Origin of the sequence: Streptomyces sp. NPDC053076 (genome assembly GCF_044546845.1) — a bacterium.
Classification (GTDB): Bacteria; Actinomycetota; Actinomycetes; order Streptomycetales; family Streptomycetaceae; genus Streptomyces.
On sequence record NZ_JBITZL010000006.1, the window covers coordinates 455,517 to 469,932 of the forward strand.

The 14,416-nt window shown below is 71.1% G+C and carries 10 protein-coding genes and 1 pseudogene; 5 read left to right on the forward strand and 6 right to left on the reverse strand.

Going from position 1 to position 14,416, the window contains the following annotated elements:
• Positions 1-83 precede the first annotated feature (83 nt).
• Positions 84-1,334: an Ig-like domain-containing protein gene (locus ACIGYR_RS26055; protein WP_399597280.1), complete on the forward strand. Its 1,251-nt coding sequence runs from the start codon at positions 84-86 to the stop codon at positions 1,332-1,334.
• A 150-nt stretch (positions 1,335-1,484) separates the two neighbouring features.
• On the opposite strand, the gene ACIGYR_RS26060 is transcribed toward ACIGYR_RS26055, so the two are convergent.
• Positions 1,485-1,658, reverse strand: a complete 174-nt coding sequence (locus ACIGYR_RS26060) for a hypothetical protein (RefSeq protein ID WP_399598678.1) — start codon at positions 1,656-1,658, stop codon at positions 1,485-1,487.
• 41 nt (positions 1,659-1,699) lie between these two features.
• On the opposite strand from ACIGYR_RS26060, the pseudogene ACIGYR_RS26065 reads away from it, so the two are divergent.
• The 3 genes and pseudogenes from ACIGYR_RS26065 to ACIGYR_RS26075 all read left to right on the forward strand — a co-directional run.
• Positions 1,700-1,864, forward strand: a pseudogene (locus ACIGYR_RS26065) (ABC transporter ATP-binding protein); the annotation flags it as partial.
• 309 nt (positions 1,865-2,173) lie between these two features.
• On the forward strand, positions 2,174-5,413 hold the full coding sequence (locus ACIGYR_RS26070; RefSeq protein ID WP_399598613.1) for a S8 family peptidase: 3,240 nt from the start codon (positions 2,174-2,176) through the stop codon (positions 5,411-5,413).
• A gap of 324 nt (positions 5,414-5,737) precedes the next feature.
• Positions 5,738-6,508 carry a group II truncated hemoglobin gene (locus ACIGYR_RS26075; RefSeq protein ID WP_391840131.1) on the forward strand — a complete coding sequence of 257 codons (771 nt, stop codon included), beginning with the start codon at positions 5,738-5,740 and terminating at the stop codon, positions 6,506-6,508.
• Positions 6,509-6,628: 120 nt separating this feature from the next.
• Here the strand turns inward: ACIGYR_RS26075 and ACIGYR_RS26080 are convergent, their stop codons facing one another.
• The gene (locus ACIGYR_RS26080; RefSeq protein ID WP_391840132.1) at positions 6,629-7,555 is read right to left on the reverse strand and encodes a helix-turn-helix domain-containing protein; all 927 of its coding nucleotides are present in this window, start codon (positions 7,553-7,555) and stop codon (positions 6,629-6,631) included.
• Positions 7,556-7,725: 170 nt separating this feature from the next.
• Here ACIGYR_RS26080 and ACIGYR_RS26085 point away from each other — a divergent pair, with 170 nt between their 5' ends.
• Entirely contained in the window at positions 7,726-8,769 is a 1,044-nt protein-coding gene (locus tag ACIGYR_RS26085) for an NAD(P)-dependent alcohol dehydrogenase (protein ID WP_399597284.1), read from the forward strand.
• Positions 8,770-9,088: 319 nt separating this feature from the next.
• Here ACIGYR_RS26085 and ACIGYR_RS26090 read toward each other — a convergent pair whose 3' ends face one another.
• From ACIGYR_RS26090 to ACIGYR_RS26105, 4 genes are all read right to left on the reverse strand, one after another.
• Positions 9,089-9,814, reverse strand: coding sequence for a hypothetical protein (locus ACIGYR_RS26090; protein WP_399597286.1), 726 nt, complete (start codon positions 9,812-9,814; stop codon positions 9,089-9,091).
• 155 nt (positions 9,815-9,969) lie between these two features.
• Entirely contained in the window at positions 9,970-11,070 is a 1,101-nt protein-coding gene (locus ACIGYR_RS26095) for a hypothetical protein (RefSeq protein WP_391840138.1), read from the reverse strand.
• Between the two features lie 31 nt (positions 11,071-11,101).
• On the reverse strand, positions 11,102-12,733 hold the full coding sequence (locus ACIGYR_RS26100) for a M48 family metallopeptidase (protein WP_399597288.1): 1,632 nt from the start codon (positions 12,731-12,733) through the stop codon (positions 11,102-11,104).
• Positions 12,734-13,068: 335 nt separating this feature from the next.
• Positions 13,069-14,187, reverse strand: a complete 1,119-nt coding sequence (locus tag ACIGYR_RS26105) for a hypothetical protein (RefSeq protein ID WP_399597291.1) — start codon at positions 14,185-14,187, stop codon at positions 13,069-13,071.
• Between the last annotated feature and the right edge of the window lie 229 nt (positions 14,188-14,416).

Sequence of the window (14,416 nt, forward strand, 5' to 3'; positions counted from 1 at the left end):
GGACGAACCGGCCGTAGCGTTGAAGATTCGTGGCGGGGGACTCTCGGGGTTAACGCGACTCGGCAACGATGGAGAACTTTGTGATGACGGACAGCAAGCGGCGCAGGCGTCTGATGACTGCGTCCGCCCTGCTCGGCGGTGTGCTGGTGCTCACGGGGTGTTCCGGCGGCGAAGAGGCCGCCGCGAGCGGTGGCAGTGGCGACTCCTCGCAGGCCCAGTCCGACGCGGCGGCGGCCAAGAAGTCGTCCGCGGCGCAGATCAGGATCACGCCACAGGACGGCTCCGACAACGCGTCGATCAACAACTCCGCGGCCGTCACGGTGAGCAAGGGCACGCTCACGGGCGTCACCATGACCACCCAGGACGGCAAGTCCGTCGCCGGTCAGGTGTCCGCCGACAAGAAGAGCTGGAAGCCCACCGCCCAGCTGGAGCGCTCGACCACCTACAGGGTCGCCGCGGAGGCCAAGGACTCGGAGGGCCTGATAGCCCACGAGAACGCCTCCTTCACCACCGTCTCCCCGGCCAACAGCTTCATCGGCACCTTCACCCCGGACAACGGCGCCACGGTCGGGGTCGGCATGCCGGTGTCGATCAACTTCGACAAGGCGATCGCCGACAAGGCCGCCGTGCAGAAGGGCATCACGGTCAGCACCAGCAGCGGCCAGGAGGTCGCCTGCCACTGGTTCAGCGCCAACCGCATGGACTGCCGCCCGGAGGAGTACTGGAAGGAAGGCTCCACCGTCACGCTGAAGCTGGCGCTGGACGGCGTCGAGGGCGCCAGCGGCGTCTACGGCGTCCAGCAGAAGACGGTCACCTTCCACATCGGCCGCAACCAGGTCTCGTACGTCGACGCGAAGACCAAGCAGATGAAGATCACGCAGGACGGAAAGGTCGTCAAGACCATCCCGATCTCCGCCGGGTCCCCCGACAACAAGACGTACGAGGGCCAGATGGTGATCTCCGAGAAGTTCAAGCAGACCCGCATGAACGGCGCGACGGTCGGTTTCACCGACGACGACGGCAAGGGCGAGTACGACATCAAGGACGTCCCGCACGCCATGCGTCTGACCGGCTCCGGCACCTTCATCCACGGCAACTACTGGGGCGCCCCGTCCGTCTTCGGCAGCGCCAACACCAGCCACGGCTGCGTCGGCCTGCAGGACAAGAAGGGCGCCGGCGACCCGGACATGCCGGCCGCGTGGTTCTTCAACCACACCCTGATCGGTGACGTCGTGGTCGTCCAGCACACCGGTGACAAGACCGTCTCGCCGGACAACGGCCTCAACGGCTGGAACATGGACTGGGCGCAGTGGAAGGCCGGTTCGGCCGCCTGACGTCCCCTCATCGTCCGTTCGGTGCCGCCCCTTCCGGGGGCGGCACCGGCGTTTTACGGGGCGGCCCGGCTTCTACGGGGCGGCACCGGTGTTTTACGGACCCGCGCCCCGGGGTGCCGGAGGCCGGGCCGCAGCCTTCTCATCCTTCTCTTATGCCGGCCTTATGGTGCCGTCACGGTCCGTCCCTACCGTGGGCACGGACATGACGGTCACCGAGGCGGCCCCGGCCTCCACCGACGCCGCCCAGCAGATCGGCAGCGTCAAGAGCGCCATCCAGAAGAACGTCTCGGGCACGACGGTCACCACCTCCGCCGACCTCGCCAAGACCGTCTCCGGTTCCCTGTCAGACCGAAAGGGGCGCGGGGGAGGGCATGCGGGACGAGATCATGGACGTACTCGAACGCCTGTGGAAGGAGCACGGGCTGACCTTCATCATGGTCACCCACGACTCCGCACTGGCGAAGACGGCCCCCCGAGTGGCCACTCTGCGCAAGGGAAGGATCACGGTGAAGGAGAACGCCGGCGTCTGACGGCGCACAACGCCCCGTACGCATGAGCCACTTCGCCGTTCCGCGACGGTGTCCACGCCGGTGCGTAACGGTTTTCGGCCGCGTTGCCTCACCGTCCTCTCACCTATTGAGGCACGTGATCACCCCCCGGCATACTTCGTGAACCGGGGGGCCGGTCGGCGTGCATCTGTGCGAGTCCCTCCCCCCCCGCCGGGTGAGTGGGGAATTCACCCGGAACACCATCTCCAGGGGGAGAACTTGCGCAGACAAGTGAAAAGAGCAGCTGCGGCCGGAGTGGCCACCGCCGCAGCGGTCGCCCTCGCGGCGGGTATGACCAGCCCGGCGTCGGCGAAACCCGCACCCGCCCCGGCGGCTGCCTCCGCACTCACCGCCAAGCACCACGTCACCCTGATCACCGGCGACCGCATCGCCCTCGACGCCAAGGGCCGCATCGTCGGCCTCGAACGGGCCGAGGGGCGCGCGCACATACCCTTCCAGGTCCGCAAGACCGCCGGGCACACGCTGGTCATACCCGCCGACGCGGCCCACCTGGTCGCCTCCGGCACGCTGGACCAGCGCCTGTTCGACGTCACCGAACTGAACAAGGCCGCCACCCGCAAGGCCCAGAAGAACGGCCTGAAGGTCATCGTCGGCTACCGCGGCGCCGCCACGGACGCCAAGGCCGACGTCCGGGACGCCGGCACCCTGCTCCGCAGCCTGAAGGCGCTCAACGCGGACGCCGTGCAGGCCCCGGTCAAGGACACCGCCGAGCTGTGGGACGCCGTCACCGACGGCGACCGGACCGCCTCCGGCATCGCGCACGTCTGGCTCGACGGCGTCCGCAAGGCCAGCCTCGACAAGTCCGTGCCGCAGATCGGCGCCCCCGTCGCCTGGAAGGCCGGCTACACCGGCAAGGGCGTGAAGGTCGCCGTCCTGGACACCGGTGTGGACACCACCCACCCGGACCTCAAGGACCAGGTGGTCGAGTCCAAGAACTTCACCCCCGCCGCCGACGCCACCGACCACTTCGGTCACGGCACGCACGTCGCCTCCATCGTGGCGGGCACGGGTGCCAAGTCGGGCGGCAAGTTCAAGGGTGTGGCCCCGGACGCCAAGCTCCTCAACGGCAAGGTCCTGGACGACACCGGCTCCGGTGACGACTCCGGCATCCTCGCCGGTATGGAGTGGGCCGCCGCACAGGGCGCCGACGTCATCAACCTCAGCCTCGGCGGCTACGACACTCCCGAGGTCGACCCGCTCGAGGCCGAGGTCAACAAGCTCTCCGCCGAGAAGGGCGTCCTGTTCGCGATCGCCGCGGGCAACGACGGCCCCCAGTCGATCGGTTCGCCGGGCAGCGCGGACGCCGCGCTCACCGTCGGCGCCGTCGACGACAAGGACAAGCTCGCCGACTTCTCCTCCACCGGCCCGCGCGTCGGCGACGGCGCCATCAAGCCGGACGTCACCGCGCCGGGCGTGGACATCACCGCCGCCGCGGCCAAGGGCAGCGTCATCGACCAGGAGGTCGGCGAGAAGCCCGACGGCTACCTCACCATCTCCGGCACGTCGATGGCCACCCCGCACGTCGCGGGTGCCGCCGCCATCCTGAAGCAGGAGCACCCCGACTGGGGCTACGCCGAGCTCAAGGGCGCGCTGACCGGCTCCGCCAAGGGCGGCAAGTACACCCCGTTCCAGCAGGGTTCGGGCCGGATCCAGGTCGACAAGGCCATCAAGCAGTCGATCGTCGCCGACCCGGGGTCGGTGAGCTTCGGTGTGCAGCAGTGGCCGCACACCGACGACAAGGCGGTCACCAAGCAGCTGACGTACCGCAACCTCGGCGACAAGGACGTCACGCTCACCCTGGGCAGCACCGCCGTCAACCCCAAGGGCGCGGCGGCCCCGTCGGGCTTCTTCAAGCTCGCCGCGACGAAGGTGACCGTCCCGGCGCACGGCCAGGCCGCGGTCGGCTTCACCGTCGACACCAAGCTGGGCGGCACGGTCGACGGTGCCTACTCCGCGTACGTGACGGCGACGGGCGGCGGCCAGACGGTCCGCACGGCCGCCGCGGTGCAGCGGGAGGTGGAGTCGTACGACGTCACGCTGAAGTTCGTCGGCCGTGACGGCAAGCCGGCCCCGTACTACGGCGCCGACCTCTCCGGCGTGGCCGGCCTGGCGGGCGGCGTCTGGCTGACTCCCTACGACAAGTCCGGCACGGTGAAGGCGCGCGCGCCCAAGGGCACGTACATCCTCAACACCGCGATCTACGGCGACCCCGAGGACGCCACCAAGGGCATCGACTGGATCGCGCAGCCGAAGCTGGTCATCGGCAAGAAGCAGACGATCACCATCGACGCGCGCAAGGCCAAGCCGGTCGACATCACCGTCCCGGCCTCGGGTCTGAAGTCCCAGTTCGCCTCGCCCGGCTTCGACGTCACGGTCGGCGACGGCCAGTACGGCTACGGCTGGTTCCTGGACACGTACAAGAACTTCCGCACCGCGCACCTGGGCCCGCAGCTGCCCGCCGGGACGCTGTGGCAGCAGTGGGACGGCCACTGGACCAAGGGGGCGAGCGAGCAGTACGACGTCACCTCCGGCGGCGCGGTCAAGCAGCTCGCCACCGGCTACACCAAGCACTACAAGGCGGCCGACCTGGCCACGGTGAAGGTCCGCATGGGCGCGGCGGCGCACGGCAAGAAGGGCGCCCTCGACGCGATGGGCTGGCTGCCCGGCAGCTCCGGTGCCTCCTCCATCGGCATCCCGCAGACCCTGCCCGGCACCCGCACCCTGCACCTGTCCGCCACGGGCGGCGTGCAGTGGGGGCTGGAGTTCACTCAGGACGGCGGGGTGGACCAGGACGGCTTCCCGGTCTCCGACGCCGGCTACGAGCTCGGCCAGTTCACCTTCAAGGCCGGCCGGACCTACACCAGGACCGTCAACACCGCGGTCTTCGGGCCGCACGTCGGCGGGGGCTTCGGCCTCTTCCGGAACGGCAACGAGATCTTCGGTTCGCTGCCGCTGCTCGCCGACTCCGCCAAGAACGCCGGGTACTCGGACCTCACCTCGGTGAACACCACCCTGTACCGCAACGGCACCAAGGTCGGCTCCAACGACGACCCGCTGTTCGGCGACAAGACCTTCAAGGTCCCGGCCGGTGACGCGGCGTACCGGCTGACCACCTCGGTCAAGCGGTCCGCGAAGGTGGCCGAGGCGTCGACCCGGGTCGACGCGGCCTGGACGTTCCGCTCCAAGAAGCCGTCGACCGACATCACCCAGCTGCCGGCCTCCGCCCTGCGCTTCGGCGCCACGACCGGCCTGGACAGCCGGGTCGCGGCCGGCCGGAAGGTCACCTTCCCGGTCACCGTGGAGGGCTCGGCCGCGGGCGGCAACCTGAAGTCCCTCGCCGTCTACGTCTCCTACGACGGCAGGAACTTCACGAAGGTCGACGTCCGGGGCGGCAAGATCACCGTGAAGAACCCGGCGAAGAACAAGGCCGTCTCGTTCCGCGCCAAGATCACCGACAAGAAGGGCAACACGTCACAGATCACGATCTACAACGCGTACTACGGCAAGTGAGCCGTCGGTAGCCGAGTGGACCGGTAACCGGTGACAAGCGGCCCGCCGGAAGCGTCAGCTTCCGGCGGGCCGTCCGTTGGGGGAGCGGCTACGGCAGGACGTACCTCGGCGGACATCGAGCGCGGGGAGCGGCGGATGCCGTGGGATCCGGTTCGGCCCGGGGACCGGATGCCGAACACCGACGGGTCCTTCGAGCGCTGTTGTGAGGATGTGCGCAAGGCTCGCGGAACGGGGCACGTGCCGGCTGAGTCGTTCGCTGAGCGCTGAGCGGGCAGCCCGCCGGAGTTGATGCCTCCGGTGGAGCGTTCGTGTTTGTGTGGGCGCATGACGGCTCACACGATCGAGTACATCCGTTACCGCATCCCCGAGCAGCAGTCGGCGGAGTTCTTGTCCGCCTACACCCGCGCGGCAGCCCGGCTGGCCGCGGCCCCGCAGTGCGTCGACTACGAACTGACGTGCTGTGAGGAGGCGCCCGAGTCCTACATCCTGCGGATCACCTGGACGTCCACGCAGGAGCACCTGGAGGGCTTTCGCACGTCGGAGCTCTTTCCGCCGTTCTTCGCGGAGATCCGCCCGTACGTCGAGAACATCGAGGAGATGCGCCACTACCGGCCGACCGGTGTGCACGGCAGAGGGGCCGCCGTCCCCTCCCTGTACGACTGGGCGGGCGGCGCGGAGGCGTTCTCCCGGCTGACCGAGACCTTCTACGACAAGGTCCTGAAGGACGACCTCCTGGCCCCCCTCTTCGCGGACCTGGCTCCCGAACACACCGCTCACGTCGCCCTCTGGCTCGGCGAGGTCTTCGGCGGCCCGACGACGTACTCCGAAACCCAGGGCGGCCACGGCCACATGGTCGCCAAACACTTCGGCAAGCACATCACCGAGCCCCAGCGCCGACGCTGGGTCAACCTCATCCAGGACGCGGCGGACGACGCGGGCCTCCCGAAGGACGCGGAGTTCCGCTCGGCGTTCCTGGCGTACGTGGAATGGGGCACACGCCTGGCCGTGTACTTCTCGTCGCCGGACGCCAAGCCGCCGGCGGAGCAGCCGGCGCCGAAGTGGAACTGGGGGGCGATGCCGCCGTACCAGGGGTGATCGGCGCGTTCGGCACGTCGCGGCGCCCGGCCCGTACTGGGGCGTGATCGGCGCGTTCGTCGCATCGCGGCGCCCGGCCCGTACTGGGGCGAAGGGGCAGCGAAGATCCACTCGGCTCCGTCAGCGCGACGGCGCCGAACTGCCCGCCCCCGCGTGGGTCGCGTCCGTCCCCCAGCTGGCCAGCAGGCGCAGGGACTCCGCCGAGGGGGAGCCCGGTTCCGCGTGGTACGTGATCAGGGACTGGTCGGAGTCGCCCGCGAGACGGAAGCTCTCGAAGTTCAGCGAGAGATCGCCGACCAGCGGATGGTGCAGGCGCTTGATGCCGTGGCTCTTCTCCTTGACGTCATGGGTCGCCCACAGGCGGCGGAACTCGTCGCTCTTGACGGAGAGTTCACCCACCAGGGCGGACAGGCGCGGGTCGTCGGGAAAGCAGCCCGCGTCCATGCGCAGCGCGCAGACGATGTCGATCGCCTTCTGCTCCCAGTCGACGAACAGGTCGCGGTAGTCCGGCCGGAGGAACACCAGCCGCGCCCAGTTCCGCTCGGCCGGGGCCAGCTCCGCCCAGTCGCCGAAGAGGGCCGCCGCCGCCCGGTTCCAGGCGAGGATCTCCGCGCGGCGGCCCACGATGTACGCCGGTACGCCGTCCAGGACCGCCAGCAGCTGCCGCAGCGCCGGCCGCACCTGCTGCTGCGGTGCCCCCGCCTTCTTCTTGTGCGCCTTCGGCTTGGCCAGGTGGGTGAGGTGCGCGTGCTCGGCGTCCGTGAGCCGCAGGGCCCGGGCGATCGAGTCCAGCACCTCCGCCGACACGTTCCGGCCGTTGCCCTGCTCGAGCCGGGTGTAGTACGCCACCGACACCCCGGCCAGCTGCGCCAGCTCCTCGCGGCGCAGCCCCGGCACCCGGCGGTGCCGTCCGAAGGAGGCCAGCCCCACGTCCTCGGGCTTCAGCCGGGCCCGCCGGCTCCGCAGGAACTCGCTCAGCTCCGCCCGCCGGTCCAGGGGCCGGCCGGTGGCGGCTGCCGCGCCCGCTTGCTCGTCCCTGCTGTTCATGGGTCCAGTATTCCCGGTCGTACGCCCAGGAGCCTGACCTCGCTGGTGGTAGGCACAGCGGTCGTACGCAAACCCGTGGACTGGGTGGCGCACGCGGATCGGATGCACGCTGGGTACGTGCCCGTCGGAAGGCAACCGGGCACGAGGACTTCCGCTAGGAGAACCCCGGCATGACCACTGTTGCTGCTTACGCCGCGCCCGCACCGAAGGCACCGCTGGAGCGGACCACCATCGAGCGGCGAGCGGTCGGCGAATTCGACGTCCTGATAGACATCAAGTTCGCCGGTATCTGCCACTCCGACATCCACCAGGCCCAGGACGGCTGGCGCCCCGGCATCTTCCCCATGGTCCCGGGCCACGAGATCGCGGGTGTCGTCTCCGAGGTCGGCTCCGGCGTGACCAGGTTCGCCGTCGGTGACCGGGTGGGCGTCGGCTGCATGGTCGACTCCTGCCGCGAGTGCGACAACTGCCGGGCCGGCCTGGAGCAGTACTGCCTCAAGGGCGGCCCCACCTGGACCTACAACGACACCGGCAAGGACGGCGAGCCCACCTACGGCGGTTACTCGGAGAAGATCGTCGTCGACGAGAACTACGTCGTGCGCATTCCCGAGGGGCTGTCGCTGGACGAGGCCGCGCCGCTGCTGTGCGCGGGCATCACCACCTACTCGCCCCTGAAGCACTGGAACGCCGGCCCCGGCAAGAAGGTCGCCGTCGTCGGCCTGGGCGGTCTCGGCCACGTGGGAGTCAAGATCGCGCACGCGTTGGGGGCCGAGGTCACCGTCCTGTCGCAGTCCCTGCGCAAGAAGGACGACGGGCTGCGGCTGGGTGCGGACCACTACTACGCCACCAGCGACCCGGAGACCTTCGAGGAGCTGGCCGGCACGTTCGACATCATCCTGAACACCGTCTCGGCGCCGCTCGACTTCTCCGCGTACCTCGGCATGCTGCGTACGGACGGCACCATGGTGAACGTCGGTCTGCCCGAGGAGCCGGTGCAGATCGTCCTCCAGTCGCTGTTCGGCCACCGGCGCAGTGTGAGCAGCTCCGGCATCGGTGGCATCGCCGAGACCCAGGAGATGCTGGACTTCTGCGCCGAGCACGGGATGGGCGCGGAGATCGAGCTGATCCGTGCGGACCAGATCAACGAGGCGTACGAGCGGGTGCAGGCCAGTGACGTCCGCTACCGCTTCGTGATCGACACCGCCACGATCTGATCGACGGCCGCGCGGCCGGGTTCCGGTTGCGTTGTGTCTCCCGGTTGCGGTCGCGTTCCGGCTGTGGGTGCGTTGTGGTTGCTCGCGCAGTTCCCCGCGCCCCTTGTGGGGCGCTGTGGTCGGGGGCGGGTTGTGGGGGTGTGGGGGTTCGGCCGTGTCCGGTTGCGGTCGCGTTCCGGTTGTGGGTGCGTTGTGGTTGCTCGCGCAGTTCCCCGCGCCCCTTGTGGGGCGCGGTTCCCCGCGTTCCTTGTGGGGCGCGGTTCCCCGCGTTCCTTGGGGGCGTAGTTGCGGCCCCGTGTTTGCCTTGTGGGGCGCGGGGTCAGGGGGTGGGCCAGCGTTCGCCGGGGGTGTATGACCGTACGGTCACGGTTCCCGGGGGCTGCGGTCGTACGACATGGGCCCGCCCGGCGCCGGCCACCCGGGCCTCGCCGTCCCCCACCACGAGGAGCGTGTTCTCGTCCACGGCGACCCCGTACGGCACGTCTCCCCGGCCGACCGCCGCGACCAGCCGGGCCAGCGTCCCCCACTGGGCCGCGTGCACGTCGACCGCGAACGGCACCAGCCCGAGGCCCGCCCGTACCTCGACCTCCGACAGGTCCTCCCCGCTCTCCTCAGGGCACACCGGGACCCCGTCCACCAGCCACCCGCCGACCACGGCCCGCCGAGCGGCGACGGCGGCACCGGCGGAGAAACCCGCGTACGGCACCTCGCGCTCGGCCAGCAGCCGGGGCAGCCGCTCCAGGCAGCCGGCGAGCGCCTCCTGATACGCGGGGGTGAGCCCACCGCACACCAGCAGCCCGTCGATCCCGTCCAGCGCCGTCTCGGGCGCGAACCGACCGCCGAGCGGCACCAGCAGGGGCACCGGCGTGCAGGACGGGCCGGCCTTCCGCAGCGCCGCCGAGTACCGCTCGAACTGCGCGGCCCCGTCACCCTCGTCGAGGATCAGACACCCGACCCGCCGCTCGCCGCGCACCTCCCGCAGGAACGGTTCGTACACCTCGGCGCGGTCCCAGCCACCACCGATCAGGAACGTACGACTGCCCATGCCCTCCCCTTCGATCCCTGTCCACGTGCGGGGCGAATCTACGGGGCGGGCACCGGCGCCGTCGCCGGATTTAGCGCTCAGGGGACCTCACGGTCGTGTACGGGGCCGCCCCGCCGGCGCCGGCAGCCCGCACAACCTCCCGCGGACCCGTTCCGTCAGCCCTTCGCCGCCTCGGCCTCCGCCACCGCTTGCGCCACCGCGTCGCGGACCTGGCAGTAGTACCCGGCCTTGTCGTTCCGGTAGCGCCACGGCAGCGCGTCCACATACCCGTCGACCAGCTTGAACTGCTCCAGCGCCGCCTCGTTGCGGTCCTGCAGGTGCAGATAGAACGCCAGCAGGTGGCGCAGCTCCGGCAGGCGCGGGTGGGACGGGTCGGCCGCCGCCGCGTCCTTGAGGGCCGCGTCGACCCGGGCCACCATCTCCGGGGTGTTGTCGGCCGCGGTGGTGTCCGAGTCGTCGTGCTCGAAGTGTGCGACGAGCGGCAGCACCGTCAGCAGGCTGCCCAGCGGCGCGTCGGCCGCCGCCCGCTCGGCGAACTCGACCGCGAGGCGCTCCGAACCCCGCCACTTCGCGCACCAGTACTGGAGCGCCGCGTAGTGCGCCTCGTAGTGGTGCGGGGCGCGGCCGGTGAGCTCCGCCCACAGCTTGTCCATCTCGGCGTTCGCGTAGCCGAGGCCCAGCGCCACCCAGATCTCCGCGATGAACGGAGTCGGGTCGTCGGGGTTCAGCTCCGCCGCCTTCGCGATCTCCTCACGGGCGGTGGCCAGGGTGCGGTGGAAGCCGTCGAACTGCTCCCGGGTGGTGTGCTGCGCCTGCTTGCCGCCCCGTATCGCCCAGGCCAGGAACACCGTGCTGCGCGCCCGGACCACGGCCGCGTCCGGGTCGTCGCGCCGTGCGGCCTCCCACTCCAGCAGCCAGGTGTCCTCCTCGGTCGCGATCTCGGCCAGCAGAGCGGTGAACGCGGACCGGCGGTCCCAGTCCCGGCCGATCGCCGCGAGCAGCTCGGCACCCGGCATCCAGTCACCGCCGCGCACCGCGGCGAGCGCCGTGACCCACTCCTGCGGCAGGGGCCCCGCGAGCTCGGTGTCCTGCCGTTCGGCGGGCAGCAGGCCGAGCTCCTCCGCGGCCCGAGCGGCCTTCGTGCCGTCGTCGGGGCTGGGGTTGAACAGCTCCCTCACGAACACCCAGACCAGCCACAGCACGAAGATCGCCGTGGGGACGGCCAGGATGCCGAGGATCCAGAAGAAGACGGTCATCGAGTCGGTCCGTTCATTTCCGTGGGGGGTGTCAGACGTTCTGGATCGCCGGCGGCAGCAGGGCGCGCAGCGGCTCGGTGTCGGGGTGGTCGGCGACCGCCGCCTCCAGGGCCGCCTCCAGCACGGCCTCGGGGCTGTCGTCCGCCGTCTGCGAACCCCAGCCGGGCAGCCGCACCGACGCCGGGCGGGTCCAGGAGAACTCCCAGTGCAGCAGCGAACGGGAGCTGAACTCGGCCAGCACCATCGTGCGCAGCGAGCGCTGGAGCGCGGGCCGTACGAACTCGCGGAACGCCCGCCCCTTCGCGGCCGTCGCCTCCTGCGTCAGGGGCAGTCGCTCCGCCACCCGCCACAGCCGGCCGTCGTCGATGACGCCCAGCAGTGCGGACAGCGTCGCCGGCTGCCCGGTGTACTCGGCCAGCGCCTTGTGCAGCGGGGTCTGCGCGGTCGACAGGCCCGCGGCCATCGAGGCGTCCAGCAGATCCTGCCAGCCGGCGGCGCGCGGGTAGGTGAGCAGCTCGTCGATGAGGACGGCGTCCTCCAGTGCGGCCAGGGTGCGCGCCGGGTCGGTGAGCAGGGCCAGCGCCGCCTCCTTGGCCTCGTCGGCGCGTCCGTCGGTGGGCAGCGCCTCGATCCGGCGTACGCGCTCGGCGATCGGCGGATGCGAGTCGTACGGCCCGGCCGGCTCCTCCGGCAGCTCCGAGCGGAGCCCCGCCACCTCTGGTTCCCGGGCGGTCAGCAGCCGGCCGAAGCCGCCGAAGAACTCGCCGCGCGGCGGCAGCATCCGCGCCTGTAGGCCCAGGGTGGCGTAGGAGTCCAGGTAGAAGTCGTGGGAGGCGGACAGGACCGGGATCTCGCGCAGCGCCGACGCGGTCGCGTCGCGGCCGGCGATCCGGGCGGCGGCCAGGTCGGCCGCGTACTCCTGGCCGCGCGCGGTGGAGAGGGAGGCGCGCAGGTAGAGCTTGCCGTACGCGGTGTAGATCCGCGCCATCGTCCGGTACGTCGCCCCGACGCCGGCGGTGTCGACCTGCTTGGCCTTCTTGCCCTTGGCGACCCGCTTGGCGGACGCCCTCTCCTGCCGGGCCCGGTCGGCCGCCACCTTGCCGTCGGCCCTTTCGTGGAACTGGCCGATGACCCGGGCGATCTGCACGCGTCCGCGCACGACGAGCGCGGACAGCCGGGTGTCACCGCCGGTGAAGTGCCCGAACTCATGGGCGAGCACGGACCGCACCTGGGCCTCGGTCAGGCCGATCAGCAGCGGGATGCCGAGCGCGAGGGTGCGTCGGCCGGGCAGCAGACCGAGCAGCCGCGGATTCTCGCTGACGGACGCGTTGACCTCGCCGGTCAGCAGGATCCGGGCGGGGGCGCGGGTGCCGGACGCCGCGGCCAGCTCCCGGACCAGCGCCCACAGCCGCGGCTCGTCGGCGTCGGTGACCAGGATGCCGTGCGGGTCCTCACCCTTGGGTGTGCGCAGCATGAACATGCCGCTGACGACGGGAGCGGCCAGCAGCACCGTGATGATGCCGACCTTCAGCGTGAGCGCGCCGTGTCCCCAGCTGAACACCAGGACATCAACGCCGACCAGCGCGGCGAGCAGGACGAGGCTCAGCAGATAGAAGCCGAGCAGCAGGACGAGGGCGCGCAGCGCGCGCAGAGTAGCGCCCATTGGGCAGATCCCCCCACAGGACCTCAGGAAAAGGACATGACAAAGCAGTGGAAAAAGGGGCGCGACGGGGCACTGGGCCGGTGGCCGGTCGGTGCGTGTCGTGCGGTGTGGGGGGATGCCGGAGTATGCCCTATCGCAGGTCAGAAGGGCAATGTGAGCGCGGCGTAAAGGCGGGAGTGCCGGGGCTGGGACGGCTGGGACGCAGTGGTGCCCGCGGGCCGCGTGGGGGCGGCGACGGGTGCCGTCCGGGCGCTGTTCCGGTGCCCGGCGAGTGATCCGCCGGCTGCCGGACCAGCCGGGCAGCCCGGCCACCCTGCCCGGGTCAGCCGGCCGGGTCAGCCGGGCAGGGTGGCCGGGCTGCCGCCGTTGGCCTCGTAACCGGCCACCGCCAGCGCGCGGTGGAGGGCGAAGGCGGCGGCCGGGTCGGCGGACAGGGTCCACGGCAGCGCACCGACGTGCCCGTCGACGTGTATCAGCTGGTCCATGGCCTCTGCCCAGCGCTCCGCGCACACCAGGAAGGAGATCAGCAGATGCCGGACGTGCGGCAGTGTCGGGTCGTCTCGGTCCGTGGCGTGCACCGCGTGCAGGGCGCCGTGGATCGCCTTGGTGACGACCTCGCTCTGGTAGAAACTCGCGACCAGGTTCACCTCCGGGAGGTGCTCGAACACCGCGAACAGGGGGAGCGCGGCGAGCAACGAGCCCTGCGGGGCGCGGGCCGCGGCGGCCTCGGCGAAGGAGTACGCCTGCTCGCGCGAGCCGTGCCACTTCTCGCACCAGTAGTGCAGCGCGGCCAGATGCGCGCCCATGTGATGCGGGGCGCGGTCGAGGATCTTCAGCCACACCTGTTCGTACTCGGCCTGCGAGTAGGCCAGTCCGCGCGCGATGGACAGCTCTATGACATACGGAACCGGGTCGCCGGGAGCCAGCAGGGCCGCCTGCCCGCAGGCCGTCCGGGCCTCCTCCATGATGATCCGGAAGTCGTCCGTGCCCGGCGTGGCCGTCCGCCATGCCTGCTGCACCAGGAACTCCGCGTGGACGGCGGCGCCGCCCGCGTCCTTGGGCTGCTCGGCCCGCCACACCCGCAGCCACTGGCCGCCGGGCGTCTCGTGCACCCCGCCGGGCCGCTGCTGGAGCTCCAGCGCGGCGGCGCCGGCGAATGCCTGCACCCGCTGCCAGCGCAGCTCGCCCCCCGACTCCGTGCCGGCCAGCAACTGGGCGGCGGCCCGGTAGTCCTGGGTGCGCTGCACCAGTTCCAGGACCTCCAGCAGGTCCTGGTCCGGGCCGGGCAGACGCACGTCCAGCTCCTCCTGGCGCACGAAGCCGTAGGCCGCCGGGTCGGCGGCGTCCGGATGTCCGGGAGGGACCTGCTCGATCCCGCCGCGCCTGCGCCGCAGGACGGGGAGCAGGACGAAGCTCAGCATGAGCAGCGCCATCAGCAGCCAGAGAATCGCCATGCGTCAAGCGAACCAGACGCCGCCGACAATTGGCGAACCCCGCCCCCGACCTGTGGACAACTCCCGATCGGAGCATGACAGCGGACCGCGGGACGAGTCGGAGCAGGGGGAGCAGGGCAGGAGAGCACGGTCCAGATCACGGAACACGAGGAGCGGTCGCGGAACACGCGGGGCGGGATCTCGGGTCGTGTGGGGCGGATCGCGGACCGTGCGGGGCGGATCCCGGATC

Bases quoted from the DNA above. Each gene is read 5' to 3' on its own strand.
- ACIGYR_RS26095 (WP_391840138.1), bottom strand. From the start codon at position 11,070: ATGACCGTCTTCTTCTGGATCCTCGGCATCCTGGCCGTCCCCACGGCG.
- ACIGYR_RS26105 (WP_399597291.1), bottom strand. From the start codon at position 14,187: ATGGCGATTCTCTGGCTGCTGATGGCGCTGCTCATGCTGAGCTTCGTC.
- ACIGYR_RS26085 (WP_399597284.1), top strand. From the start codon at position 7,726: ATGACCACTGTTGCTGCTTACGCCGCGCCCGCACCGAAGGCACCGCTG.
- ACIGYR_RS26080 (WP_391840132.1), bottom strand. From the start codon at position 7,555: ATGAACAGCAGGGACGAGCAAGCGGGCGCGGCAGCCGCCACCGGCCGG.
- ACIGYR_RS26070 (WP_399598613.1), top strand. From the start codon at position 2,174: ATGACCAGCCCGGCGTCGGCGAAACCCGCACCCGCCCCGGCGGCTGCC.
- ACIGYR_RS26055 (WP_399597280.1), top strand. From the start codon at position 84: ATGACGGACAGCAAGCGGCGCAGGCGTCTGATGACTGCGTCCGCCCTG.
- ACIGYR_RS26090 (WP_399597286.1), bottom strand. From the start codon at position 9,814: ATGGGCAGTCGTACGTTCCTGATCGGTGGTGGCTGGGACCGCGCCGAG.
- ACIGYR_RS26075 (WP_391840131.1), top strand. From the start codon at position 5,738: ATGACGGCTCACACGATCGAGTACATCCGTTACCGCATCCCCGAGCAG.
- ACIGYR_RS26100 (WP_399597288.1), bottom strand. From the start codon at position 12,733: ATGGGCGCTACTCTGCGCGCGCTGCGCGCCCTCGTCCTGCTGCTCGGC.